Below are 23,763 nucleotides of genomic sequence, written 5' to 3'. Positions count from 1 at the left end.
TCAGACTCCAGCGGGCGTACGGGCGTCGGACAGGTCGGCCGGGGAGGCCAGGTGGCCCAGGACGGCCGTGGCGGCCGCGACCTGCGGCGACACCAGGTGGGTACGCCCGCCCTTGCCCTGCCGGCCCTCGAAGTTGCGGTTGGAGGTGGACGCGGAGCGCTCACCCGGGGCCAGCTGGTCGGGGTTCATGCCGAGGCACATCGAGCAGCCCGCGTGCCGCCATTCGGCGCCGGCGTCCTTGAAGACGACGTCCAGGCCCTCGGAAACGGCCTGCAGACCGACCCGGGCGGAGCCGGGGACGACCAGCATCCGTACGCCGTCGGCGACTTTGCGGTCCTTGACGATCTCGGCGGCGGCGCGCAGGTCCTCGATCCGCCCGTTGGTGCAGGAACCTACGAAGACGGTGTCCACCTTGATGGAGCGCAGCGGCTGGCCGGCCGCCAACCCCATGTACTCCAGGGCCTTTTCGGCGGCGAGGCGCTCCGAAGCGTCTTCGTACGAAGCCGGGTCGGGGACGTCCGCCGAAAGCGGGGCGCCCTGGCCCGGGTTGGTGCCCCAGGTGACGAACGGGGAGAGGGCGGCGGCGTCGATGTGGACCTCGGCGTCGAAGACCGCGTCCTCGTCCGTCTTCAGGGTCTTCCAGTACGCCACCGCGGCGTCCCAGTCCTCGCCCTCGGGGGCGTGGGCGCGGCCCTTGATGTACGCGAAGGTGGTCTCGTCGGGGGCGATCATGCCCGCGCGGGCGCCGGCCTCGATCGACATGTTGCAGATGGTCATCCGGGCCTCCATCGAGAGCTTCTCGATGGCGGCGCCGCGGTACTCCAGGATGTAGCCCTGGCCGCCGCCGGTACCGATCTTGGCGATGATCGCCAGGATCAGGTCCTTGGCGGTGACGCCGTCGGGCAGCTCGCCGTCGACCGTGATGGCCATGGTCTTCGGGCGGGCCAGCGGCAGCGTCTGGGTGGCCAGCACGTGCTCCACCTGGGAGGTGCCGATACCGAACGCGAGGGCGCCGAAGGCACCGTGCGTGGAGGTGTGGGAGTCACCGCAGACGACGGTCGTACCCGGCTGCGTCAGACCCAGCTGCGGGCCGACGACGTGCACGACGCCCTGCTCGACGTCGCCCAGCGGGTGCAGACGCACCCCGAACTCGGCGCAGTTCTTGCGCAGCGTCTCCAGCTGGGCCCGGGAGACCGGGTCCGCGATGGGCTTGTCGATGTCGAGGGTCGGGGTGTTGTGGTCCTCGGTGGCGATGGTGAGGTCGAGGCGGCGCACCGGGCGGCCGTTCTGACGCAGCCCGTCGAAGGCCTGCGGGCTGGTCACCTCGTGCAGCAGGTGCAGATCGATGAAGAGGAGGTCGGGCTCGCCCTCGGCGCGCCGGACGACGTGGTCGTCCCAGACCTTCTCCGCGAGTGTCCTACCCATCGCTTTCCCTCCGGCCGGCAGACGTGCACCGGCCCAACTAGAGATCTTGAGGAAGCGGCTGCCCGTGTTCCGGGCCCCTGAAGTCGTGGTTCCGGGCGTCCGCCGCCGGGCCCGTTGGTCCGCGGGCCACTGTGTGATTCCAGGGTGGCGCGTTCCACGGAAAATTGAACTTGCGTTTCACAGAGTGAGACGTGAGTATCGTTGCATGGACAACAGTAGCGGCGTCGGCGTGCTGGACAAGGCGGCCCTTGTCCTGAGCGCCCTGGAGTCCGGTCCGGCCACCCTCGCGGGTCTGGTCGGGGCCACCGGACTGGCACGACCCACGGCCCACCGGCTGGCCGTGGCTCTGGAACACCACCGCATGGTGGCACGCGACATGCAGGGCCGTTTCATTCTCGGCCCCCGACTCGCGGAGCTGGCCGCTGCGGCCGGCGAGGACCGCCTGCTCGCGACGGCGGGCCCGGTGCTCACGCATCTGCGGGACATCACCGGCGAGAGCGCGCAGCTCTATCGCCGGCAGGGCGACATGCGGATCTGCGTGGCCGCCGCGGAACGCCTGTCCGGCCTTCGGGACACGGTGCCGGTCGGCTCCACGCTCACCATGAAGGCCGGCTCCTCGGCGCAGATCCTGATGGCCTGGGAGGAGCCCGAGCGTCTCCACCGCGGCCTCCAGGGCGCCCGCTTCACGGCGACGGCCCTCTCCGGCGTCCGCCGCCGCGGCTGGGCCCAGTCCATCGGCGAACGCGAGCCGGGCGTCGCGTCGGTGTCCGCGCCGGTGCGCGGCCCTTCCAACCGGGTGGTCGCCGCCGTCTCCGTCTCCGGCCCCATCGAGCGCCTCACGCGCCACCCCGGCCGCATGCACGCCCAGGCCGTCATCGACGCGGCAGCACGCCTCTCCGAGGCCCTGCGCCGCACAGGCTGACACCCCTGACGGGAGAGGCCGGCCTCAACGCCGCGGCAGGTCTCTTCCGAGGGGAGTAGAGAAACTCAGGGGCGCTGGGGGTACCCCCGGCCGAAGGCTGGGGGAGGAACTGCGCGACCAGCCACGTGCTGCCCGCACCCGCTCCACCGCGCGAAGCCCCCACGGCGCGGAATCCGCCACCACAGGCCGTCAGCCGTCCGCGACGCCGTCGTGGCTGGTCGCGCAGTTCCCCGCGCCCCTACGGGGCGCTTCGGTGAGCGAACCGGTCCTTCGCATAGCGCCCCCGCCGCTCGACCGGCACCACCCCGCTCGCCGCCCCCAGGCCGAACTCCGGCATGTCGAAGTAGATCGACTCGTAGGCGCCCTCGGGTGCGATGTAGGTCTCGTGCCACAGGCCCACGTGCGCGCGCAGCTTCCCCGCCTTCTCCTTGCGGTTCACGGCGCCCCACACCTTGTGGTGGAGCAGCCCCACCTCGCTCGCGTACGCGTACAGCTTCTCCTTGGACTCCCAGTACTGGACGACGTAGTACGTGCGCGGCGAGGCCGTCAGCAGGATGCGTCCCAGCAGCCCCCGGCCGGGGTCCCGCGCCAGTTCGGCCAGCATGCGGAACATCGACAGCATGACCGGGAACCACTGGTGGACCGCCCAGAAGTGGTTGATGCGCATGCCGATCAGCAGGACCACCGCGTCGCCCTCGCGCGCCGCGGTGGTCCGCCCCGGAATCGGTTTGGCGAACATGACGGCACCACCCCCGGATCTGTCGGATAGCAGCACTATCCTTTGGTTGAGTGCTTGGATAGTGGCACTTACCAAGGAGGGGCGCAAGACATGCGGCTTGCCCGGTTGAGCGAGCGCAGCGGGGTGTCCGCCGCGACGATCAAGTACTACCTGCGCGAAGGGCTGTTGCCGCCGGGCCGCCAGGTCAACGCCACGACCGCGGAGTACGACGAGGGGCATCTGCGCCGGCTGCGCCTGGTGCGGGCGATGATCCAGGTGGGCCGGATTCCCGTCGCGACGATCCGTGAGGTGCTGGGCCATGTCGACGACGACTCGCTGGGCCGGACGATCCGGGTGGGCGCGGCCCTGTGGGCGCTGCCGCAGGTGCCGGAGCCGGACGAGGACGACGAGTGCGTGCGGGCCGCGCACCGGGAGGTGGCCGCGCTGCTGGACACCCTGGGCTGGGAGAACGCCAAGCAGCTCACGACCATCTCCCCCGCCTACCGCCAGCTGGTGGTGGCGGTGGCCGCGTTCCGCCGGCTCGGCTACGACTGGGACGCCGAACTCCTCGTATCGCGTGCGAAGTTGATGCATCAGGCGGCGATCGCCGATCTGGACTTCCTGGAGACGCATCCGACGGAGGAGGAGCGGGTGGAGGCGGCGGTGGCCAGCGCGGTGCTGGTGGAGCCGATGCTCCAGGCGCTGCACCGGCTGGCGCAGGAGGAGGAGACGGCGCGGCGGTACGGCTTCGAGTAGGGCGCCGCGGAGGCCACGAGAAAGGCCCTCCGCCGAAGCGAAGGGCCTTCTTGAAGTACCCCCGACCGGATTCGAACCGGCGCTACCGCCTTGAGAGGGCGGCGTGCTAGGCCGCTACACAACGGGGGCGTGGACACTGCACGCGTTGAAAGTACAACGCCGCAGGTCCGAGCTGGTCTACCTGGACTCGAACCAAGACTAACTGAACCAGAATCAGTCGTGCTGCCAATTACACCATAGACCAATGATGGTTTAGACCAGTTCGTACCCCCGACCGGATTCGAACCGGCGCTACCGCCTTGAGAGGGCGGCGTGCTAGGCCGCTACACAACGGGGGCCCTAGCGATCATCCGTAGAAGATCTCCGTACCCCCGACCGGATTCGAACCGGCGCTACTGCCTTGAGAGGGCAGCGTGCTAGGCCGCTACACAACGGGGGCTTTGCAGATGAGCTCTGCGAGCTGGCCTACCTGGACTCGAACCAAGACTAACTGAACCAGAATCAGTCGTGCTGCCAATTACACCATAGGCCACTGGAACGCAAGCCCCTGAGGGGACCTTGTTCTAGTTTCGCTCCTCCGGTTCCGGCCTTTCGGCCCGCTCCCCGGCGGCGCAGGAAGAACATTACCTGAAGGTGGACGGGGCTCCAAAACGGGTATCCGCGCGGAGGATCGCGGGCAGTTCGGCGAGGGAGGCGATCCGGTGCGGCCCCGCCGGTGCGTCGGCACCGGTCACCGGCCCATGGCGGTCGATCCACACCGACAGCAGCCCGGCGTCGGCGGCACCGCGCCCGTCGATCTCCGGATGGTCGCCGACGTACGCCACCTCGTGCGGGGCGAGTTCCAGCGCCTCGCAGGCCGCGAGGAAGGCGCCGGCCGCGGGCTTGGAGACGCCCAGCTCAGCGGCGCAGAGGATGGCCTCGAAGCGGTCGTGCACCCCGAGGGTGCGCAGCTTGCGGTCCTGGACGTGGATGCTGGAGTTGGAGAGCACGGCGTGCCGGTGGCTGGCCGCGAGCGCGTCGAGGGCAGGCAGGACGTCCGGGAAGAGGGCCCAGACGGCCTCGTAGTGCGTCAGGTAGCGGCCGAACCAGGCCTCGGCCTCGGAGTCGCTCAGTTCCGCGTCCAGGAAGACCCGCACCCGGTCCCGCCGCTGCCCCTCGAAGCTCACCTCACCCGCCGAGAACCGGGCCCACTGCCCGTCGGTGATCTCCCGCCACCGCACCAGCGCCGCCTCCGCGCTCCCGTACGCCGGCAGCAGCCCCTCCGCCACCAGATGCGCCCGCATGCCCTCGCGGTCGGCGCCGGTGTAGTCGAAGAGAGTGTCGTCCACGTCCCAGACCACGGCCCTGATCGTCATACCGCCGACGGTACCGGGTGGGTACGACGAAGGGGCGGCACCGGCATGAACCGGAGCCGCCCCTCCCCCGCGTGTGCGTTACGCGGCCAGCTTCGCCAGGGCCGCATCGATCCTCGCCAGCGTCTTCTCCTGGCCCAGGACCTCCAGGGACTCGAAGAGCGGCAGGCCGACGGTGCGGCCGGTGACGGCCACCCGGACCGGGGCCTGGGCCTTGCCGAGCTTGAGGCCGTGGGCCTCGCCGGCGGCCAGGACGGCCTCCTTCAGGGACTCCGGGGAGCTCCAGTCGGCCGACTCCAGCTTCTCGCGGGCCGTGACCAGCAGGGCGTCGCTGCCCTCCTTCATCGCCTTGGTCCACGACGCCTCGTCGACGACCGGCTCCGCCAGGAACAGGAAGTCGACGTTGTCGGTGATCTCGGAGAGCACCTTGAGACGGGTCTGGGCGTGCGGGGCGATCGCCTCCCACTTCGCCTCGTCGAAGTCCTCCGGGGCCCAGGGGGCGAAGGGGGCCTTCAGCCAGGGGGCGCAGCGCTCCGTGAAGTCCTTCACGTCCAGCATGCGGATGTGGTCGGCGTTGATCGCCTCGCACTTCTTCAGGTCGAAGCGGGCCGGGTTGGGCTGGACGTCCGCGATGTCGAAGGCCGCGACCATCTCGCCGACCGAGAAGATGTCCTGGTCGGCGGAGAGCGACCAGCCCAGCAGGGAGAGGTAGTTGAGCAGTCCCTCGGGGAGGAAGCCGCGCTCGCGGTAGAGGTTGAGGGACGACTCCGGGTCGCGCTTGGACAGCTTCTTGTTGCCCTCGCCCATGACATAGGGAAGGTGGCCGAAGGCCGGGGTCTGCTTCGCGATCCCGAGCTCGGTCAGCGCCTTGTAGAGGGCGATCTGGCGGGGGGTGGAGGAGAGCAGGTCCTCGCCGCGCAGGACGTGGGTGATCTCCATCAGCGCGTCGTCGACCGGGTTGACCAGCGTGTACAGCGGGGCGCCGTTGGCGCGGACGATGCCGTAGTCCGGGACGTTCTCCGCGGTGAAGGTCAGCTCGCCGCGGACCAGGTCCGTGAAGGTGATCGTCTCGTCGGGCATCCGGAAGCGGACGATGGGGGTACGGCCCTGGGCCTGGTACTCCTCGACCTGCTCGGCGCTCAGGTCGCGGCAGTGGCCGTCGTAGCCGGACGGCTTGCCGGCGGCGCGGGCGGCCTCGCGGCGGGTGTCCAGCTCCTCCTGGGAGCAGTAGCAGTGGTAGGCGTGACCGGCGTCGAGGAGCTTGGCTGCGACGTCGGCGTAGATGTCCATGCGCTGCGACTGACGGTACGGCGCGTGCGGGCCGCCGACCTCGGGGCCCTCGTCCCAGTCGAAGCCCAGCCAGCGCATCGCGTCGAGCAGCTGGTTGTACGACTCCTCGGAGTCGCGGGCCGCGTCGGTGTCCTCGATGCGGAAGACCAGGGTGCCCTGGTGGTGCCGGGCGAACGCCCAGTTGAACAGGGCGGTGCGGACCAGGCCCACATGGGGGTTACCGGTGGGCGAGGGGCAGAAACGTACGCGGACGGGTGCGCTAGCCACGCTTGACAACCTTGTTGGTGAGAGTGCCGATGCCTTCGATGGTGACGGCGACCTCGTCGCCGACGTTCAGGGGGCCGACCCCTGCCGGGGTGCCGGTGAGGATCACGTCGCCGGGGAGCAGCGTCATGGCCTCGGTGATGTTGACGATCAGGTCCTCGATGGAGTGGATCATCTCGCTCGTACGGCCGAGCTGGCGCTGTTCGCCGTTGACCGTGAGCTGGATCGTCAGGTCGGACGCGGTGGCGAGGTCCAGGTCCGTCTCCACCCAGGGGCCGAGCGGGCAGGCGGTGTCGAAGCCCTTGGCCCGGGCCCACTGCTTCTCGCGCTTCTGGACGTCCCGGGCGGTGACGTCGTTGGCGCAGGTGTAGCCGAGGATGACGTCCGCCACGCGCTCGCGCGGGACCTCGCGGCACAGCCGGCCGATGACCACGGCCAGTTCGGCCTCGTGGTGGAGGTCCTGGGAGAAGGACGGGTACTGGATCTCGTCGCCGGGGCCGGTCACCGAGGTGGACGGCTTGAAGAAGGCGAAGGGGGCGTCCGGGACCTCGTTGCCCAGCTCCTTCGCGTGCTCCGCGTAGTTGCGGCCGTAGGCGACGACCTTGCTGGGGAGCACCGGCGGCAGGAGCCGGACCTTGCTCAGCGGGACCTTGGTCCCGGAGAGCTCGAAGTCCGTGAACGGAATGCCCTTGATGATGTCGAGGACGAGTTCGTCCTGCTTGTCACCCTCGACCGCGCCGAAGGCGACGTTCCCGTCGATGGAGAATCTGGCGATGCGCACGGGATCCTGCGCCCCTCACTGAACCGGCTGGAGTCTGACGCCCCAGGCTAACGTGGTGAGGGGTGGCCGCCGTGGAATAACCCGGTGACCGGGTGGCTGAGTGAACGGCGGCCGTGCCTCGTACTACTCCGCGACCGAGGTCCCGGCCGGGACCTCCATGAGGATCGTGCGCCGGGGGTTGGCGGTCTGGGCGGGGAGGTCGAGGGAGTGCTCGGGCAGTTCGGGGGTCTGCAGTTCCTCGGCGTCCTTGAGGTGGGCGAGGGTGGTGCGCCGGGGGTTGGCTATGTTGCGGAACATCATCGTCGTCTTCACGGTTGTACGAGACCCCGTCGTGTGTGGGTTGGCAGAGACTTCCCTCTTGTAAAGCGCCAGGCTAAACATCCAATTCCCGACGGAAGCCGTCGAGCGGCTGTGATCTGCGTGTGAGTTTGCTCACGAAGCCGAGGGCAAACCGGTCATTCCAGGCCGACAAGTCAGCGCAACGAAACGGACATTGACGAACTGAAGCTGTCATTCCGCTCCTGATCATGGCGACTGGGACACCCCTCGCGTGCCCGCGACTGGCAGGGATACGTCCGTTATGTACGTGCTCGGCTTCGACATCTCGTAACGTGTCACTCACACGCTGTCACGGAGGTCACAGCTCGGCCCACGGCCCTTGTTGGAGATCCGGCACTGTGCTGGAATTCCACGGAACCGCCGCAGGATCGAGCCGGCGCGCAGGGGGCGCAACGCAGCGCCGAGTGGCGGCGAGACAGGGGGAGCCAGCGCCGGTCACACTCACGACCAACAGGGGGCGCATTCAGGGCGCTCCCCGTACAACGCCGACACCGTGTCCCTCCGTTCAGCGGAGGGGCGCCTGGTCCAGAGGTTGCGACGCTAGTGCAGGGACGATTCAAGAGGGATGGCAGCGCTCCGGCGGAGCCGGAGGCGCACGGCGGGACCGACCGCGGTTCCTCCCCCCAGCACGCCCAGAACCTGGGGCCGGGCACGGCCCCGGCCGGCGGTGGCGGTGACGGCGGTGAGCGCTCCGGGCGCCCCGCCGTATCGGCGTCTTCGGGGTCCACGGGCCCCCAGCCGGCCGTCACACCGACGCCCACGATCAAGCCCCCGAAGGCTTCGTCGAACCCCGGCTCGCGGATAGCCCTGCGCAACTGGCGTATCTCCACACGCCTGGTGTCGCTGCTCGCGCTCCCCGTGGTGGCGGCGACGACGCTCGGCGCGGTGCGCATCAACACCTCGCTCGACGACATCCAGCAGCTCGACAACATGAAGCTGCTGACGGACATGACCACGCAGGCCACCGAGCTGGCCCAGGAGCTCCAGAACGAGCGTGACAAGTCCGCCGGTCTGCTGGCGCACGGCGCGTCGACCAACGACGTCACGGTCAAGGGCCTCGAGGAGACCACCGACCAGGCCCGCGAGAACTTCCTCAACGCCTCCGAGGAAATCGACACCGCGAGCAAGAACGGTCAGCTCCAGGGCGTCCGCGACAGCCTCGTCGGTCTGGCCGGCCAGCTGGACGACCTGGCGAAGATCCGCAAGGACGCGTATCAGCAGAAGGAGAACTCGACCCAGACGGTCGAGGCCTACCACCGGCTGATCACCCAGCTGATCGACCTCTCGCAGGACATGGCTCAGGCCTCCAGCAACCCGGAGATGATCCAGCGCACCCGCGCCCTGGCGGCGTTCTCCACCGCCAAGGAGTACGCGTCCGTGCAGCGCGCCGTCATCGCCGCGGCCCTGCCCGCCAACAACACGAGCCCCGGCGACCTCTCCGAGAACGACCGCCTCTACGGCGAGTCGGCCCAGGAGAGCGAGACCTCCGAGCTCACGATCTTCCGGAAGATCTACGCCGGCAACGCGGCCGAACTGCTCAAGCCGATCGACGAGAACAACCCGACGATCGAGTCCGCGAACACCTACGCGAAGCGCGCCCTCGGCGCCCAGAACGGTCTGAACGAGCTCTCCAAGCGGTCGTACCGCGACTGGGTGGACGACAGCTCGACCAAGATCGACCAGATGCAGAAGATCGAGCACACCCTGCTTGAGGACATGGAGCAGAAGGCCCGCGAGCTGCGCTCCTCCTCCGAGCGGGAAGCGATCATCTCCGGTGCGCTGATCCTGCTCGTCCTCGGCGTGTCGCTGGTCGGCGCCTTCATCGTGGCCCGCTCCATGATCCGCTCGCTGCGCCGCCTCCAGGAGACCGCCACCAAGGTCGCCCAGGACCGCCTGCCCGAGCTGGTCAAGCAGCTCTCCGAGTCCGACCCGCAGGACGTCGACACGTCCGTGGAGTCGGTCGGTGTGCACTCCCGGGACGAGATCGGCCAGGTGGCCGCGGCCTTCGACGACGTGCACCGCGAGGCGGTCCGCCTCGCCGCCGAGCAGGCCCTCCTGCGGGGCAACGTCAACGCGATGTTCACCAACCTCTCGCGCCGCTCCCAGGGCCTCATCCAGCGTCAGCTCTCGCTCATCTCCGAACTGGAGTCCCGCGAGGCCGACCCGGACCAGCTGTCCTCCCTCTTCAAGCTCGACCACCTCGCGACCCGTATGCGCCGGAACGGTGAAAACCTTCTGGTCCTCGCGGGTGAGGAGCCCGGCCGCCGCTGGACCCGCCCGGTCCCGCTGGTCGACGTGCTCCGCGCCGCCGCGTCCGAGGTGGAGCAGTACGAGCGCATCGAACTGGCCGCCGTGCCGACCACCGAAGTGGCCGGCCGCGTGGTCAACGACCTCGTGCACCTGCTCGCCGAGCTGCTCGAGAACGCCACCTCGTTCTCCTCGCCGCAGACCAAGGTCAAGGTCACCGGTCACGCCCTGCCCGACGGCCGGGTGCTGATCGAGATCCACGACACCGGCATCGGCCTCTCCCCCGAGGACCTCGCGGCGATCAACGAGCGGCTCGCCTCGCCGCCCACCGTGGACGTCTCGGTCTCCCGCCGCATGGGTCTGTTCGTGGTCGGTCGTCTGTCCCAGCGGCACGGCATCCGCATCCAGCTGCGCCCGTCCGACTCCGGTGGTACGACCGCGCTGGTCATGCTCCCGGTCGACGTCGCCCAGGGCGGCAAGAAGCCCGCTCCCGGCAAGCCCGGCGCCCCGGCGACCGCCGGTGGTCCCGCCGCCGCGCAGGCCGCGGCCGGTGCGTCCGCCGCCCGCCGCGGAGGCGGCCAGGGCGGTGCCGGCGGTTCGCTCGGCGCGGGTGCCCCCGCCCCGGCCCTCGGCGGTGCCGGTACGGCCGGCGGACGCGGTGGCGCGCTCGGTTCGGGCGGGCCCTCCGGCGGCGGACTGCTCGGTGCCGGTGCCGGCCCGCGCGGCCAGGTCGGCGCGGGGCAGGGTCCCCGGGCCGCGCTGCCCGGCGCGGGCCAGAACGGCGGCCGTCCCGGTGCCCAGGGCGGCGCGCCGCGTGGACCGCAGGCCCCGCAGCAGGGCCGGTCCGGTGGCGGTGCCTTCGGCGGCCAGGACGCGTTCGGCAACCCGCAGGACCCCTTCGGTGGTCAGGATGCCTTCGGCAACCGTGGCCCGGTCCCGCCGCAGCGCTCCGCGAACTCCTCCGACCAGGGCCGTCAGCCCCAGCTGCCGCCGCGCGGTGGCCCGCGGGCCGAACTGCCCGGCGGCAACCCGCCGCAGGGCCGACCCAGCTGGAGCGACGACAACGCCCAGCCGCCGCTCTCCCGTGCCTCGCTGGACACCCCGCGCGGCCACGACGAGGACCCGAGCCACACCGCGCAGATGCCCCGCATCGACGACCGGCAGGATCTCGGCGCCACCTCGCAGATGCCGGCGATCCCGCAGGCCTCGTCGACCGGCGAGTTCCCCCGCCCGGACTTCAACGCGCCGAACGGCTCGCAGAACACCGGCTCGTACCCGCGACCGGGCACGACCGGCCCGCAGAGCACCGGCTCGTACCCGCGGCCCGGCGCGAACGGACCGCAGGACACGGGATCGTTCCCGCGCCCGAACGTGAACGGCCAGCACGACACCGGCTCGTTCCCCCGCCCGAACGTCAACGGCCAGCAGGACTCGGGCCAGTTCGTCCGCTCCGACGTCTTCGGCGGATCGGGCGGCTCGCAGGCGGGGGCCCAGAACACCGGGCAGTACGCCGCACCGCAGGCCTACGACAACGGCTCCACCGGCCAGTTCGCCACGCCGTCCTTCGACGGTGGCTCCACCGGACAGCACTCCCTGCCCGGCCGCCAGAACGGCTACGGGAACCACGGCCAGAACGGCAACGGCCAGAACGGCAACGGCCAGCACACCACGGGTCAGTTCGAGCGCCCGCAGACCAACGGACGCGGTGCCGACTTCGGCGCCGCCCAGCGTCCGCCGGTCCCGCCGGCCCGCCAGGAGCCCGAGGCGCTGCCGCCGGCCAGCGGTCCCGGTGACGGTCGTACCCCGCTGTACGACACGCTGGAGACCAACTGGTTCCACGGCGGCCAGCAGGACCAGCAGCAGCCGCAGAGCAACGGCAACACCAACGGGAACGGCCCGGCGTCGATTCCGCCGCTGCCCACCCAGCCGCCGGCCCCCGCGGCCGCGGCCCCCCAGCGTCCCGCCCAGGCAGCCTGGCGCACCTCTCCGAACGACGACCTCGTCCGGCAGGCGGAGCGTGTACGGCAGCCGGCGGCGGGCGGTGTCACCACCTCCGGTCTGCCGCGCCGGGTGCCCCGGGCGAACCTCGTGCCGGGCACGGCGCAGCAGCAACAGCACCACACCGGTCCGCAGGTCTCGCGTGCGCCTGATGACGTCCGCGGCCGGCTGACCAATCTCCGTCGGGGTATCGCGCAGGGTAGGCAGGCCGCACCCGGCCAGCAGACCGGCAGCTTCCCGAACCCCACTCACCAGCAGGAGCGTTAGTTGAGTCCGATGAGCCAGGCGGCACAGAACCTCAACTGGTTGATCACCAACTTCGTGGACAACACCCCGGGGGTGTCCCACACCGTCGTCGTGTCCGCCGACGGCCTCCTTCTGGCGATGTCCGAAGGCTTCCCCCGCGACCGTGCCGACCAGCTGGCGGCCGTCGCGTCCGGGCTCACCTCGCTGACGGCCGGGGCCTCCCGGATCTTCGAGGGCGGCACCGTGGCGCAGACGGTCGTCGAGATGGAACGCGGCTTCCTTTTCCTGATGTCCGTCTCCGACGGCTCGTCCCTCGCCGTACTGGCCCACCCGGAGTGCGACATCGGCCTCGTCGGCTACGAGATGGCACTGCTGGTCGACCGCGCGGGCGCGGTGCTCACGCCCGATCTGCGCGCCGAACTGCAAGGCAGTCTGCTCCACTGACAGCCTGGATCCAACCCACCTCACCAAATCACCGTCCGGCCGCCACAATCCCCCCACCGGCCACGTCCGACGGCACGACTGACCGACTTGCTGTCCCGCCCGGAGGAACGATGACCCCGCCCACCGCCTCTCATGATCCGTACGCGGAGCCGTACGGGGACGAGGGCGACCAGCCGCTGGTACGTCCTTACGCGATGACCGGCGGCCGGACCCGGCCGCGCTACCAGCTCGCCATCGAGGCGCTGATCAGCACCACGGCCGACCCGGCAGCGCTCATGGGGCTGCTCCCGGAGCACCAGCGCATCTGCCACCTGTGCCGTGAGGTGAAGTCGGTGGCCGAGGTGTCGGCCCTGCTCGCCATGCCGCTCGGCGTGGCCCGGATCCTGGTGGCCGACCTCGCCGAGGCCGGCCTGGTCGCCATCCACCAGCCGGGCGGCGACGAGAACAACGGCGGCGCACCGGACGTGACGCTGCTCGAAAGGGTGCTCAGTGGACTTCGCAAGCTCTGACGGAGGCCGGGCCACCACCTCCGCGAAGATCGTGGTGGCGGGCGGCTTCGGCGTCGGCAAGACCACGTTCGTGGGAGCGGTCTCCGAGATCAACCCGCTGCGCACGGAGGCCGTGATGACGTCCGCCTCGGCGGGCATCGACGACCTGACCCACACCGGGGACAAGACCACCACCACGGTGGCCATGGACTTCGGCCGTATCACCCTGGACCAGGACCTGATCCTGTACCTGTTCGGCACGCCCGGCCAGGACCGGTTCTGGTTCATGTGGGACGACCTGGTCAGGGGCGCCATCGGCGCCGTCGTCCTGGTCGACACCCGCCGCCTCGCCGACTGCTTCCCCGCGGTCGACTACTTCGAGAACAGCGGCCTGCCGTTCGTCATCGCCCTCAACGGCTTCGACGGGCACCAGCCCTACACTCCGGAAGAGGTGCGCGAGGCGCTGCAGATCGGACCGGACGCGCCCATCATCACGACGGACGCCCGGCACCGCGCGGACGCGAAGAGCGCGCTGATCACCTTGGTGGAGCACGCCCTCATGGCACGACTGCGGTAGTAGGCGTAGGCAAGTCCGACGTCGCATACGACAGTTGTCGTAAGGAAACCGGAGCCGACTGTGGCCTTTGACACGGTCGGCTCCGGTGTTCATAACGTTTCGGCAGAGGAATCCAGTGGTATCGCCACGCGTCGCGGTCACGCGGTACCGCTGCGCTCACATCGGCCCCGCCTTTTGGCGGGGCTCGCTCTTTATGACCGTTTTATCTGGGGCTTACATCAGCGTACTCCGCCGGTTTCCGGTGTTTGGAAGTGCGCAGGCCCCCGTGCTGGAATGCCTGAACTGCCCAATAGTCAAAGACGTACTGAGTAGTGGTCTGTGACACACCGGGCTCTGAGAGACTGCGGCACGACGACAGGTGCCCGCCGCCGAGAGGTTGTTGGTCGAGTGAGGCGAAGCAAGAACGGTCCCGAGCCGTCGGCACGGGGCAACTTCACCCCGCCGCCGCGCGCTGCGGCGCCCACCCCTGTGCCAGCCGCGGAACCACCGGCCGCGCCCGCGAAGAGCGGCGGTCGCTTCTCCCCGCGGAACTGGCGCGTGCCGACCAGGCTGAACGCGATTCTGCTCATACCCGTGGTCGTCGGCCTCGTGATGGGCGGCTTCCAGGTGAAGAGCTCCATCGACACCTGGCAGGAAGCCCAGGACGCGGAGAACACCGCGCGCCTGGTCCGTGCCGCCCTCAGCTACGGCGACGCCCTCTACAACGAGCGTGACATCACCGCGGCGCCGCTGCTCCTGAACAAGGACAAGGCCACGGTCACCGCGGCACGCGCGGAGACCGACAAGGCCGCCGACGCCTTCGACGCGGCGGCGCAGAACATGCCGCAGAAGGCCGGTCTGGAACGCCGTCTGAAGCTGTTCCGTGAGGCGGAGCCCTCGCTCACGAACCTGCGTAAGGCCGCGTACACCACCGATCTCACCGGTGTGCAGACCGAAGAGGGGTACACGCAGATCGCGCACCCCCTGATGGAGTTCGCCAACGAGCTCGGCCTGGGCACCGGAAACATCACGTCCTACGGCCGTACCGTCTACGCCATCTCGCTCACCAAGGCGGCGCTGTCGCTGGAGCGCTCGATCGGCATGCACCTGCTGATCAAGCCCGGCCCGGACGCCGGCAACCTGGCCTCGCAGCGCGTCGCCCTCTCCTCGTACGCCTACCTCGAAGGCATCGCCGTCGAGGAGTACATCGGCGGTGGTACCGAGGCGGACGCGCAGAAGCTGACCGATCTCCAGAAGAAGATCAAGAGCGACGGCGCGGCGATGGTCCAGCAGGCCAAGGCCAAGGACCCGAACTACGTGGCCCCGCCGTCCAACTCGACCGCGATGGTCTCGGCGCTCGCGACGCTGCAGAACACCGACCCGTCCACCCGGCAGGCGCTGGCCACCAAGGGCATCACCGCCGAGAACTGGTGGGCGGTCAACACCCTCAAGTACAACGCCTACCGCACCATCGAGTCGGACATGGCCGACAAGGCGGTGAGCGAGGCCTCCGGCATCGCCGACGACGCCAAGACCTCGGCGTTCATCACCGGTGCCGCGGTCGTGGTCGCGCTGCTCGCGGCGTTCATCCTGGCCGGCATGGTGGCCCGCCAGATGTCCCGCTCGATGCGCCAGCTGCGCAACGCCGCGTTCGGCATCGCCGAGCAGCGCCTGCCGATGCTGGTCGACCAGCTCTCCCGCACCGACCCCGGCCGGGTCGACACCCGGGTGGCACCGATCCCCATCAGCACGACCGACGAGATCGGCGAAGTCGCCCGCGCCTTCGACCAGGTCCACCGCGAGGCCGTGCGGCTCGCCGCCGAGCAGGCCCTGCTGCGGGGCAACATCAACGCGATCTTCACCAACCTGTCGCGCCGCAACCAGTCGCTGATCGAGGGCCAGCTGACCCTGATCACCGACCTGGAGAACAACGAGGCCGACCCGGACCAGCTGGAGAACCTCTTCCGCCTGGACCACCTCGCGACCCGTATGCGCCGCAACGGCGAGAACCTCCTGGTCCTCGCCGGCGAGGAGCCGGGCCGCCGCTGGGACCAGCCGGTCCCGCTGGTCGACGTGTTGCGCGCCGCCTCCTCCGAGGTGGAGCAGTACGAGCGTGTCGAGCTGTCCGGCGTCCCGGAGGCCGAGATCCACGGCCGCGCGGTCACCGACCTCGTGCACCTGCTGGCCGAGCTCCTGGAGAACGCGACGACGTTCTCCTCCCCGCAGACCAAGGTCCGCGTCACCGCGACCCGTCTCCCCGACGGCCGCATCATGATCGAGATCCACGACAAGGGCATCGGCCTCACCGCCGAGGACTTCGCGGACATCAACCACAAGCTGGCCAACCCGCCGACCGTGGACGCCGCGATCTCCCAGCGCATGGGCCTCTTCGTGGTCGGCCGGCTGTCCGACCGGCACGGCATCCGGGTCCAGCTGCGCCCCTCGGGCGAGCAGGCCGGCACCACCTCGCTGGTCATGCTGCCGGACGCGATCACCCACGGCGGTGGCGGCGAACAGCAGCTGGACCGCGACGAGTTCACCGTCTCGCAGATCATCCCGGAGCAGCAGTTCCAGGCCGAGAACTTCAGCCAGCCGCAGCTCCAGCCGATGCGTACGGCCGCCGAACTCGGCTTCGACGACAGCCGGTACGTGGAGGTCCCCGACGACATCCGCGACCTGGACCCCGTCGGCCGCTCCCTGATGCGCGAGGAGCGCCGTGCGGCCCTGGAGGCCCAGGCGGGGCCCGCGCAGGGCGCAGAGGCCCCGCAGAGCCCTCAGGAGACCTCTGAGATCCCGTCGTACGTCGACGAGTTCGACAGGGGCCGGCAGGGCTACGACAGCGCCGGTACGGCCTTCCAGGAGCAGCCCGCGGGCTTCGACTCCCCGGCGGCGTACCAGGAGCAGTCGCAGGGCGCGTACGACGAGCAGCAGTACTACGCGCCGAACGGCGGCCTGCCGCAGAACGACCCGTTCTCGCCGGACGCCTTCTCCACCGGCGGCGGCTACCCCGAGCCCGCCTATCCGGAACCGGTCCAGGAGAAGCCCGCGGCCGCGCACGCCGCCGCCTCCGAGTCCTTCCCGGCCTTCGGCGAGCAGCAGTCCTACCAGGACGACTGGCCGCAGCAGGACGGTTACCAGAACGGCTACCCGGCCCAGTACGCTCCGGAAGCGGAATCGGTGCAGGCCGGTGACGTGGACGAGCGGAACCGCGTAGGCTTCGACCGTCCGGGAGCGGCCCCTTCCGCAGGCCACCAGCTGACCGATGCCGGGCTGCCCCGCCGGGGCTCCACCGGCGGCGGCACGGGCCACGCGAACGGCACGGGTCCCGTACAGCAGGCACCGGCCGCACAGCAGACTCATCCCGCACCGGCGGCACCGGCTCCGGCGACGGGCGGCGACAGCAACTGGCGTTCCCAGAACGACGAGCGCTGGCAGCAGGCCTCGCAGCTGCGCAAGCCCAAGGCGGGCGGGGTCACCTCCTCAGGCCTGCCGAGGCGGGTGCCCAAGGCCAACCTGGTCGAGGGAGCCGCCGAGAGCACCCCTCAGGGAGGCCCACAGGTCTCCCGCGCCCCGGAGGACATCCGGGGCAGGCTGAGCAACCTGCGTCGCGGCGTCGAGCGCGGGCGCAACGCAGGCAGTGAAACGAACGGCCAGGGCTTCGGTCCTGACAGCACCTACAACCAGGAGCGTTAGTGTGAGCCCGATGAGCCAGGCGGCACAGAACCTGAACTGGTTGATCACCAACTTCGTGGACAACACCCCGGGGGTGTCCCACACGGTGGTGGTCTCCGCCGACGGACTCCTTCTGGCGATGTCCGAAGGCTTCCCCCGCGACCGTGCCGACCAGCTCGCGGCCGTCGCCTCCGGTCTGACGTCTCTGACGGCAGGCGCCTCCCGGATCTTCGAGGGTGGCAGCGTGAACCAGACGGTTGTGGAGATGGAGCGGGGATTCCTCTTCATCATGTCCGTTTCTGATGGTTCCTCGCTGGCGGTCCTCGCCCACCCGGAGGCCGACATCGGCCTGATTGGGTACGAGATGGCCCTTTTGGTGGACCGCGCGGGTACCGTCCTTACCCCGGATCTGCGTCAGGAACTCCAAGGAAGCCTTCTCAACTAACAGTCAGGCGGTGCGTTTTCGCGTCCCGGGGCCGTAAGGTTTCGGGACGCGGCTCCACAAGGATGGGTGCCCGGCACGGTCGGAGGAGGAGAGAAAGTGGCAACACCCCCAGGCGGTTCGAATAACGGCAACTGGTCGTACGGTCCTGCCCAGGGCCAGGGCGACGGTTCCGCGAACCGGTACAACTTCCCCTCCACGCCGAGCCACCGGCAGCCGTACGCACCGCAGGGCCCTGGTCCCTCGCCGTACGACCAGCCGCCGGCGCCGCGCATCCAGCCGGTACAGCCGCAGCGCCGTCCCGAGCCGTCGCCGGCCTCGGGGTCGAACAACCCCCTGGTGCGTCCGTACGCCATGACCGGTGGCCGGACCCGCCCGCGGTACCAGCTCGCCATCGAGGCGCTGGTGCACACCACCGCGCAGCCGCACCAGATGCAGGGCCAACTGCCCGAGCATCAGCGGATCTGCAACCTCTGCCGGGAGATCAAGTCGGTGGCCGAAGTCTCGGCCCTGCTGTCGATCCCTCTCGGCGTGGCCAGGATCCTCGTCGCCGACTTGGCGGAGGCGGGCCTGGTCGCCATCCATCAGCCCGGCGGCGACGAGAACGCCGGCGGCCAGCCAGACGTGACACTGCTCGAAAGGGTGCTCAGTGGACTTCGCAAGCTCTAGCGGCGGTCCTTCCCGCTCCACCACCTCAGCGAAGATCGTGGTGGCGGGCGGCTTCGGCGTGGGCAAGACCACGTTCGTCGGTGCCGTCTCGGAGATCAACCCGCTGCGCACAGAGGCCGTGATGACGTCCGCGTCTGCCGGCATCGACGACCTCACCCACACCGGGGACAAGACGACCACCACGGTCGCCATGGACTTCGGCCGTATCACCCTGGACCAGGACCTGATCCTGTACCTGTTCGGCACGCCCGGCCAGGACCGGTTCTGGTTCATGTGGGACGACCTGGTACGCGGCGCCATCGGCGCCATCGTCCTGGTCGACACCCGCCGCCTCGCCGACTGCTTCCCCGCGGTCGACTACTTCGAGAACAGCGGCCTGCCGTTCGTCGTCGCCCTCAACGGCTTCGACGGCAGCCAGCCGTACAACCCCGAAGAGGTGCGCGAGGCGCTCCAGATCGGCCCGGACACCCCGATCATCACGACCGACGCCCGCCACCGCGCGGACGCCAAGTCGGCCCTGATCACCCTGGTGGAACACGCGCTCATGGCGCGCCTGCGCTAGCGACGATCTCCACAGAGGGGCCCCTCCCGGACGGGAGGGGCCCCTCTGTCGTATCCGTACCCGTACGCGGTTCCGCGCGGTTCCGCCTCGGAGCCTCTCCGGACACACCACGGCCCCGCTCTCCCGGAAGGGGGAGCGGGGCCGTGGTCACGTGCGTGAAGGGCTCAGTGCCAGCTGTGCGGGGCGCGGAAGCCGTTCTCGCGCTCCAGGCGGCGCCAGCCGGCCTTGGGGCGGCCTCGGTGGGTCTGCTCGGTGTCGGCGGTCGGCCGGGCGGCCGCGCGGGCCAGGAGGACCGCCGTGATGGCGGCGACTTCCTCCGGGTCGGCGTTGCCCTTCTCGACGCGGATGTCAGGCACGTTCATGGGTGTCAGTCTCCGTGAGAGAGGTTTCCGCGGGATTACTGCGGGGGGTTGCCGTGCTTACGGGACGGCAGGTCGGCGTGCTTGGTGTGCAGCATCGCCAGCGACTTGGCGAGCACCTCTCGGGTCTCGGCCGGGTCGATGACGTCGTCGACCAGGCCGCGCTCGGCCGCGTAGTAGGGGTGCATGAGCTCGGCCTTGTACTCCTTGACCATCTTCTGCCGCATGGCCTCGGGGTCCTCGGCGGAGGCGATCTGCCGACGGAAGATCACGTTGGCCGCGCCCTCCGCGCCCATCACCGCGATCTCGTTGGTCGGCCACGCGTACGTGAGGTCGGCGCCGATCGACTGGGAGTCCATGACGATGTAGGCACCTCCGTACGCCTTGCGCAGGATGAGCGAGATCCTCGGCACGGTCGCGTTGCAGTAGGCGTAGAGGAGCTTCGCGCCGTGGCGGATGATCCCGCCGTGCTCCTGGTCGACGCCGGGGAGGAAGCCCGGTACGTCCAGGAAGGTGACGATCGGAACATTGAAAGCGTCACACATCTGGACAAAGCGCGCAGCTTTTTCGCTCGCCTCGATGTCCAGGACGCCTGCCAGCACCTGCGGTTGGTTGGCGACGATGCCCACGACCTGGCCGTCGATCCGGGCCAGCGCGCAGATGATGTTCCGCGCCCAGCGCTCGTGGACCTCCAGGTACTCGCCGTCGTCGACGATCTCCTCGATGACCTTGGCCATGTCGTACGGCCGGTTGCCGTCGGCCGGGACCAGGTCCAGGAGGACGTCGCTGCGACGGTCGACGGCGTCCGTGGACTCGACGCGCGGCGGGTTCTCGCGGTTGTTCTGCGGGAGGAGGGAGAGGAGGTAGCGGACCTCCGCGATGCAGGTCTCCTCGTCGTCGTACGCGAAGTGGCAGACGCCGGAGGTCTCCGCGTGGACGTCGGCGCCGCCGAGCCCGTTCTGGGTGATCTCCTCGCCGGTGACCGCCTTGACGACGTCCGGTCCGGTGATGAACATCTGCGAGGTCTCGCGGACCATGAAGACGAAGTCGGTGAGCGCGGGCGAGTAGGCCGCGCCGCCGGCGCACGGGCCGAGCATCACGGAGATCTGCGGGATGACACCGCTCGCCTTGGTGTTGCGCTGGAAGATGCCGCCATAGCCGGCGAGCGCGGAGACGCCCTCCTGGATACGGGCGCCGGCGCCGTCGTTCAGCGACACCAGCGGGGCGCCGGCCGCGATGGCCATGTCCATGATCTTGTGGATCTTGGTGGCGTGGGCCTCGCCCAGCGCGCCGCCGAAGATCCGGAAGTCATGGGCGTAGACGAAGACCGTACGGCCCTCGACCGTGCCCCAGCCGGTGATGACACCGTCGGTGTACGGCTTCTTGGCCTCCAGGCCGAAGCCGACCGCACGGTGCCGGCGCAGCTGCTCGACCTCCTGGAAGGAACCCGGGTCCAGGAGCAGCTCGATGCGCTCCCGAGCCGTCAGCTTGCCCTTGGCGTGCTGCGCCTCGGTCGCCTTCTCGCTGGGGCCCGCCACAGCCGCCGCACGGATCTCGTGCAGCTCGGCGACCCGCCCGCGCGCGTCCGTCGGTTCGCCGGTGGGCTCGCCCGTCGTCTCTTCCAAAACGGTCATGTAGCGACCTTACGAAGGACACCAAGCAATGCGAGACGTCGACTCCGTACAGTCTCCGACGCGTTTTCCTGGAAGCACTGAACAGAACCAGAACGACATGCAGCCGTTCCGACTGCTCAGGGGGCTGCACCGTTGTAGGGGTGCCACAAAGGCGGCACCTGAGACCCGGCTCACATTCGCAGGTGGCCCATACCACCCGCCGGGTGACGCGGACCCCGGACGGCGTCTCCCGCACCTTATCCGCACCCCCCGCCGCGGCGCCCCGTCTCGTCGCGATATGCACCACCCGACGTTACGGTGAGTAATGACCGCGACACGCGAGCGGATGATGTTGAAGGTTGAATGGAATGGGTCTACGGTGGGCTGCGTTAAGTTCGTTGAACGTTAAACATCAACGGTCCGCGTCTTCGGCATTCCCCGCTCGGAAGGCACGACCCGTCCCCTCAAGGAGCACGTCATGGGCATCTTCGGCCGCAAGAGCGACGAGACGACCGCCGCCGGCACGACCGCCGACACCGCCGCGCTGACCGGCGACTACACCATCGACCCCGCGCACACCACGCTCGGCTTCGTGGCCCGCCACGCGATGGTCACCAACGTCAAGGGCAGCTTCCAGGAGTTCGAGGGCACCCTGCACCTGGACGGCACGGAGCCGTCCAAGTCCACCGCCTCGCTCGACATCAAGATGGACAGCATCACCACCGGCAGCCCCGACCGCGACGGTCACCTGAAGTCGGCGGACTTCTTCAAGATCGACGAGTTCCCGACGATGACCTTCCGCTCCACCTCGGCGGAGGCCCTCGGCGACGAGGACTACCGCATCACCGGCGACCTCACCATCCTCGGCGTCACCAAGCCGGTCACCATCGACCTGGAGTTCAACGGCGCCGCGAAGGACCCGTTCGGCAACGAGCGCGTCGGCTTCGAGGGCAAGGCCGAGATCAAGCGCTCCGACTGGGGCGTGACCTGGAACGCGGCGCTGGAGACCGGCGGTGTCCTGGTCTCCGACAAGATCAAGCTGAACTTCGACATCTCCGCGATCAAGAACGCGTGAACCCCTCCCCGTAGCGCCCGCCCTCCGCTCCCCCGTGCGGAGGCCGGGCGCTCGGTCATGTCCGGGGCGACGTCCGGGGCCGTGTCCCCGCCCGGGAGGACAGCTCGGCCAGGGCGGCGGCCAGCCTCGCCGCCCGGCCCCGCGCGGTGCGGGCCGTGAGCAGTCCGAAGATCACCTGGTACCGCTCCGTCCGCCCGAGGGCGTCGAAGGCCGCCCCCGCCTCGGGGTTCCGCTCCAGCGCCGCCGCCAGGTCCTCGGGCACCCGCGCTTCGCTCTGCGGTTCGTACGCCGCGGCCCACCGCCCGTCCGCCCGGGCGGCGGCCACCTCCGCGAGCCCCGCGGGGCGCATCCGGCCGGCCTCGGCCAGCTCCGCCACCCTGCGCACATTGACCAGGGACCAGAGGCTGCCCGGCCTGCGCGGGGTGATCTTCTGCAGGAAGTACGTCGCGTCGAGCGCCTTGCGCTGCCCCGTGATCCAGCCGTGGCACAGCGCGACGTCGTTGACCTCGCCCCAGGTGACCGAGACCAGGCCCGAGCCCTTCTTGGCGACCTTCACCCAGAGGCCGGGATGCGGGGCGGGGTGGGCGGCGAGCCAGTCGTCCAGGCCGGAGGTGGTGGCGAAGGCCAGGGCGGGGGCTGTCTCGGCGGTGTCGAGTGCGGTCATGGCCACACCGTAGGGAGGGATTAGGTCGGCACCCGTCCTAATACTCAGTAGTCCAGTAGTCAGTCAGTAGTCGATGCTCGGGTACCAGTCCCCTCGCCCCTGCGGGGTCAGGTCGAGCAGGTGCCAGACGGGCGTCAGCAGGTCGATGCCGCGCTCCTGGATGTCGTCGGCCATGCGCGGATGGGCGGAGTACCTGTGCCGGACCGTGCCGTCGCCGTCGCGGGTGAAGACGGAGACCGTGGAGTCCTGCGCACCGTCCTCGTCCTCGCTCCCCAGGTCGTACTTGAACGTGCTGTCCCCACAGCTGAGCAGCCGCAGCCGGTGCCAGCCACGATCGCGGGCGTACGTCCGCAGGGTGGGCGGGTCGGCGGCCGCGGCAATGACGAAGTCCGCGTTGCGGGCCACGTGGTGGGCGATGCCGTTGTAGCCGTCGATCCACAGCGTGCACATCGGGCAGGCGCTGGTCTGGAGCTTGCCGTACATGAAGTGGTAGACGATCAGCGGCCGTTCGGGCCCGGAGAACAACTCGCTCAACGCGACCTCACGGACCGGGGCGTCACCGGCGTCGAGGTCGGAGGGGCCTTCGAGGAAGACGTAGTCGTCGACGGACGGGCCCCGCGGGAGCGCCCGACGCCGGGCCGCGACCTCCTCACGGTGCCGCATGAGTTCGATCTCGGCCAGCCGCAGCTCCTCCCGGGCGCCGAGATACTCCTCGGACTCCCCGGCCAGCCTCGTCTGCCGCGCCATCGCGTCCTCCTGGAACGGGGTCCCCTCCCAGGCCCTCAAGTCTAGGACGGCAACCTCGATCGCTCCTGTCGTGAGGCGCGGGCGGAACTTCGGGAAGCGCGCCGAAGGGTCTTGACCTCAAGTGAGGTTGGGTT

At 69.9% G+C, this 23,763-nt stretch carries 21 protein-coding genes and 5 tRNA genes; 11 read left to right on the top strand and 15 right to left on the bottom strand.

All coding sequences use genetic code 11. The features are described from left to right. Positions 1 to 1,425 carry a 3-isopropylmalate dehydratase large subunit gene (leuC, locus tag ACIPSJ_RS15075; protein WP_401345981.1) on the bottom strand — a complete coding sequence of 475 codons (1,425 nt, stop codon included), beginning with the start codon at positions 1,423 to 1,425 and terminating at the stop codon, positions 1 to 3. Between the two features lie 205 nt (positions 1,426 to 1,630). Between leuC and ndgR the strand changes: the two genes are divergently transcribed. Next, on the top strand, positions 1,631 to 2,347 hold the full coding sequence (gene ndgR, locus ACIPSJ_RS15070; RefSeq protein ID WP_089098541.1) for an IclR family transcriptional regulator NdgR: 717 nt from the start codon (positions 1,631 to 1,633) through the stop codon (positions 2,345 to 2,347). A 238-nt stretch (positions 2,348 to 2,585) separates the two neighbouring features. Here the strand turns inward: ndgR and ACIPSJ_RS15065 are convergent, their stop codons facing one another. Next, on the bottom strand, positions 2,586 to 3,086 hold the full coding sequence (locus ACIPSJ_RS15065) for a DUF4188 domain-containing protein (protein ID WP_401345980.1): 501 nt from the start codon (positions 3,084 to 3,086) through the stop codon (positions 2,586 to 2,588). Positions 3,087 to 3,176: 90 nt separating this feature from the next. On the opposite strand from ACIPSJ_RS15065, the gene ACIPSJ_RS15060 reads away from it, so the two are divergent. Then, positions 3,177 to 3,821 (top strand): MerR family transcriptional regulator, encoded by a 645-nt coding sequence (locus tag ACIPSJ_RS15060; protein ID WP_401345978.1) that lies wholly within the window; start codon positions 3,177 to 3,179, stop codon positions 3,819 to 3,821. Positions 3,822 to 3,877: 56 nt separating this feature from the next. Here ACIPSJ_RS15060 and ACIPSJ_RS15055 read toward each other — a convergent pair. The 9 genes from ACIPSJ_RS15055 to ACIPSJ_RS15015 all read right to left on the bottom strand — a co-directional run bounded on the left by ACIPSJ_RS15055 (position 3,878) and on the right by ACIPSJ_RS15015 (position 7,820). Beyond that, positions 3,878 to 3,950: transfer RNA gene (locus ACIPSJ_RS15055), tRNA-Glu, on the bottom strand. Between the two features lie 43 nt (positions 3,951 to 3,993). Next, positions 3,994 to 4,065 (bottom strand) — tRNA-Gln (locus tag ACIPSJ_RS15050). 21 nt (positions 4,066 to 4,086) lie between these two features. Further along, positions 4,087 to 4,159, bottom strand: a tRNA-Glu gene (locus ACIPSJ_RS15045). A 28-nt stretch (positions 4,160 to 4,187) separates the two neighbouring features. Beyond that, positions 4,188 to 4,260, bottom strand: a tRNA-Glu gene (locus tag ACIPSJ_RS15040). 21 nt (positions 4,261 to 4,281) lie between these two features. After that, a tRNA-Gln gene (locus ACIPSJ_RS15035) sits at positions 4,282 to 4,353 on the bottom strand. A gap of 91 nt (positions 4,354 to 4,444) precedes the next feature. Continuing rightward, positions 4,445 to 5,176, bottom strand: a complete 732-nt coding sequence (locus tag ACIPSJ_RS15030; RefSeq protein ID WP_401345975.1) for an HAD family hydrolase — start codon at positions 5,174 to 5,176, stop codon at positions 4,445 to 4,447. Between the two features lie 78 nt (positions 5,177 to 5,254). Further along, positions 5,255 to 6,739, bottom strand: a complete 1,485-nt coding sequence (gene gltX / locus ACIPSJ_RS15025; protein ID WP_401345973.1) for a glutamate--tRNA ligase — start codon at positions 6,737 to 6,739, stop codon at positions 5,255 to 5,257. Then, complete coding sequence (locus ACIPSJ_RS15020) at positions 6,723 to 7,508, bottom strand: fumarylacetoacetate hydrolase family protein (RefSeq protein WP_355714316.1); 786 nt, start codon at positions 7,506 to 7,508, stop codon at positions 6,723 to 6,725. The genes gltX and ACIPSJ_RS15020 overlap by 17 nt, the downstream gene beginning before the upstream one ends. Before the next feature lie 123 nt (positions 7,509 to 7,631). Next, positions 7,632 to 7,820 (bottom strand): hypothetical protein, encoded by a 189-nt coding sequence (locus ACIPSJ_RS15015; RefSeq protein ID WP_355714315.1) that lies wholly within the window; start codon positions 7,818 to 7,820, stop codon positions 7,632 to 7,634. A gap of 570 nt (positions 7,821 to 8,390) precedes the next feature. Between ACIPSJ_RS15015 and ACIPSJ_RS15010 the strand changes: the two genes are divergently transcribed. The 8 genes from ACIPSJ_RS15010 to ACIPSJ_RS14975 all read left to right on the top strand — a co-directional run bounded on the left by ACIPSJ_RS15010 (position 8,391) and on the right by ACIPSJ_RS14975 (position 19,171). After that, on the top strand, positions 8,391 to 12,359 hold the full coding sequence (locus ACIPSJ_RS15010; protein WP_401345970.1) for a nitrate- and nitrite sensing domain-containing protein: 3,969 nt from the start codon (positions 8,391 to 8,393) through the stop codon (positions 12,357 to 12,359). 9 nt (positions 12,360 to 12,368) lie between these two features. After that, positions 12,369 to 12,782, top strand: coding sequence for a roadblock/LC7 domain-containing protein (locus ACIPSJ_RS15005; protein WP_023546525.1), 414 nt, complete (start codon positions 12,369 to 12,371; stop codon positions 12,780 to 12,782). Positions 12,783 to 12,892: 110 nt separating this feature from the next. Next, positions 12,893 to 13,291: a DUF742 domain-containing protein gene (locus ACIPSJ_RS15000; RefSeq protein ID WP_019058642.1), complete on the top strand. Its 399-nt coding sequence runs from the start codon at positions 12,893 to 12,895 to the stop codon at positions 13,289 to 13,291. Continuing rightward, entirely contained in the window at positions 13,272 to 13,847 is a 576-nt protein-coding gene (locus ACIPSJ_RS14995; protein ID WP_046729249.1) for an ATP/GTP-binding protein, read from the top strand. Before ACIPSJ_RS15000 ends, ACIPSJ_RS14995 begins: the two co-directional genes overlap by 20 nt. Positions 13,848 to 14,234: 387 nt before the next feature. Beyond that, positions 14,235 to 17,519: a nitrate- and nitrite sensing domain-containing protein gene (locus ACIPSJ_RS14990; RefSeq protein WP_401345967.1), complete on the top strand. Its 3,285-nt coding sequence runs from the start codon at positions 14,235 to 14,237 to the stop codon at positions 17,517 to 17,519. A 10-nt stretch (positions 17,520 to 17,529) separates the two neighbouring features. Next, positions 17,530 to 17,943, top strand: a complete 414-nt coding sequence (locus ACIPSJ_RS14985) for a roadblock/LC7 domain-containing protein (RefSeq protein WP_093825739.1) — start codon at positions 17,530 to 17,532, stop codon at positions 17,941 to 17,943. A 96-nt stretch (positions 17,944 to 18,039) separates the two neighbouring features. Next, positions 18,040 to 18,609, top strand: a complete 570-nt coding sequence (locus tag ACIPSJ_RS14980; RefSeq protein WP_359221488.1) for a DUF742 domain-containing protein — start codon at positions 18,040 to 18,042, stop codon at positions 18,607 to 18,609. Continuing rightward, positions 18,590 to 19,171: an ATP/GTP-binding protein gene (locus ACIPSJ_RS14975; RefSeq protein ID WP_123973912.1), complete on the top strand. Its 582-nt coding sequence runs from the start codon at positions 18,590 to 18,592 to the stop codon at positions 19,169 to 19,171. The genes ACIPSJ_RS14980 and ACIPSJ_RS14975 overlap by 20 nt, the downstream gene beginning before the upstream one ends. Positions 19,172 to 19,335: 164 nt before the next feature. Here the strand turns inward: ACIPSJ_RS14975 and ACIPSJ_RS14970 are convergent, their stop codons facing one another. Both ACIPSJ_RS14970 and ACIPSJ_RS14965 read right to left on the bottom strand, forming a co-directional pair. After that, positions 19,336 to 19,533: an acyl-CoA carboxylase subunit epsilon gene (locus ACIPSJ_RS14970; protein WP_359221487.1), complete on the bottom strand. Its 198-nt coding sequence runs from the start codon at positions 19,531 to 19,533 to the stop codon at positions 19,336 to 19,338. Between the two features lie 35 nt (positions 19,534 to 19,568). Beyond that, positions 19,569 to 21,164, bottom strand: coding sequence for an acyl-CoA carboxylase subunit beta (locus ACIPSJ_RS14965; protein ID WP_355714307.1), 1,596 nt, complete (start codon positions 21,162 to 21,164; stop codon positions 19,569 to 19,571). A 457-nt stretch (positions 21,165 to 21,621) separates the two neighbouring features. On the opposite strand from ACIPSJ_RS14965, the gene ACIPSJ_RS14960 reads away from it, so the two are divergent. After that, entirely contained in the window at positions 21,622 to 22,218 is a 597-nt protein-coding gene (locus ACIPSJ_RS14960; protein WP_359221486.1) for a YceI family protein, read from the top strand. Positions 22,219 to 22,273: 55 nt separating this feature from the next. Here the strand turns inward: ACIPSJ_RS14960 and ACIPSJ_RS14955 are convergent, their stop codons facing one another. Together ACIPSJ_RS14955 and ACIPSJ_RS14950 are read right to left on the bottom strand one after the other, a co-directional pair. Beyond that, positions 22,274 to 22,882, bottom strand: coding sequence for a YdeI family protein (locus tag ACIPSJ_RS14955; RefSeq protein ID WP_401345962.1), 609 nt, complete (start codon positions 22,880 to 22,882; stop codon positions 22,274 to 22,276). A gap of 63 nt (positions 22,883 to 22,945) precedes the next feature. Beyond that, positions 22,946 to 23,629, bottom strand: coding sequence for a DUF899 family protein (locus tag ACIPSJ_RS14950; RefSeq protein ID WP_401345959.1), 684 nt, complete (start codon positions 23,627 to 23,629; stop codon positions 22,946 to 22,948). Between the last annotated feature and the right edge of the window lie 134 nt (positions 23,630 to 23,763).

It is taken from the genome of Streptomyces sp. NPDC090088, assembly GCF_044747345.1.
GTDB lineage: Bacteria > Actinomycetota > Actinomycetes > Streptomycetales > Streptomycetaceae > Streptomyces.
This window is presented reverse-complemented; position numbering and strand designations above follow the sequence as displayed.

Excerpts from the sequence above, each read along its gene's own strand:
- leuC (WP_401345981.1), bottom strand. The coding sequence starts at position 1,425 with ATGGGTAGGACACTCGCGGAGAAGGTCTGGGACGACCACGTCGTCCGG.
- ndgR (WP_089098541.1), top strand. The coding sequence starts at position 1,631 with ATGGACAACAGTAGCGGCGTCGGCGTGCTGGACAAGGCGGCCCTTGTC.
- ACIPSJ_RS15065 (WP_401345980.1), bottom strand. The coding sequence starts at position 3,086 with ATGTTCGCCAAACCGATTCCGGGGCGGACCACCGCGGCGCGCGAGGGC.
- ACIPSJ_RS15060 (WP_401345978.1), top strand. The coding sequence starts at position 3,177 with ATGCGGCTTGCCCGGTTGAGCGAGCGCAGCGGGGTGTCCGCCGCGACG.
- ACIPSJ_RS15030 (WP_401345975.1), bottom strand. The coding sequence starts at position 5,176 with ATGACGATCAGGGCCGTGGTCTGGGACGTGGACGACACTCTCTTCGAC.
- ACIPSJ_RS15005 (WP_023546525.1), top strand. The coding sequence starts at position 12,369 with ATGAGCCAGGCGGCACAGAACCTCAACTGGTTGATCACCAACTTCGTG.
- ACIPSJ_RS15000 (WP_019058642.1), top strand. The coding sequence starts at position 12,893 with ATGACCCCGCCCACCGCCTCTCATGATCCGTACGCGGAGCCGTACGGG.
- ACIPSJ_RS14985 (WP_093825739.1), top strand. The coding sequence starts at position 17,530 with ATGAGCCAGGCGGCACAGAACCTGAACTGGTTGATCACCAACTTCGTG.
- ACIPSJ_RS14970 (WP_359221487.1), bottom strand. The coding sequence starts at position 19,533 with ATGAACGTGCCTGACATCCGCGTCGAGAAGGGCAACGCCGACCCGGAG.
- ACIPSJ_RS14965 (WP_355714307.1), bottom strand. The coding sequence starts at position 21,164 with ATGACCGTTTTGGAAGAGACGACGGGCGAGCCCACCGGCGAACCGACG.
- ACIPSJ_RS14960 (WP_359221486.1), top strand. The coding sequence starts at position 21,622 with ATGGGCATCTTCGGCCGCAAGAGCGACGAGACGACCGCCGCCGGCACG.
- ACIPSJ_RS14955 (WP_401345962.1), bottom strand. The coding sequence starts at position 22,882 with ATGACCGCACTCGACACCGCCGAGACAGCCCCCGCCCTGGCCTTCGCC.
- ACIPSJ_RS14950 (WP_401345959.1), bottom strand. The coding sequence starts at position 23,629 with ATGGCGCGGCAGACGAGGCTGGCCGGGGAGTCCGAGGAGTATCTCGGC.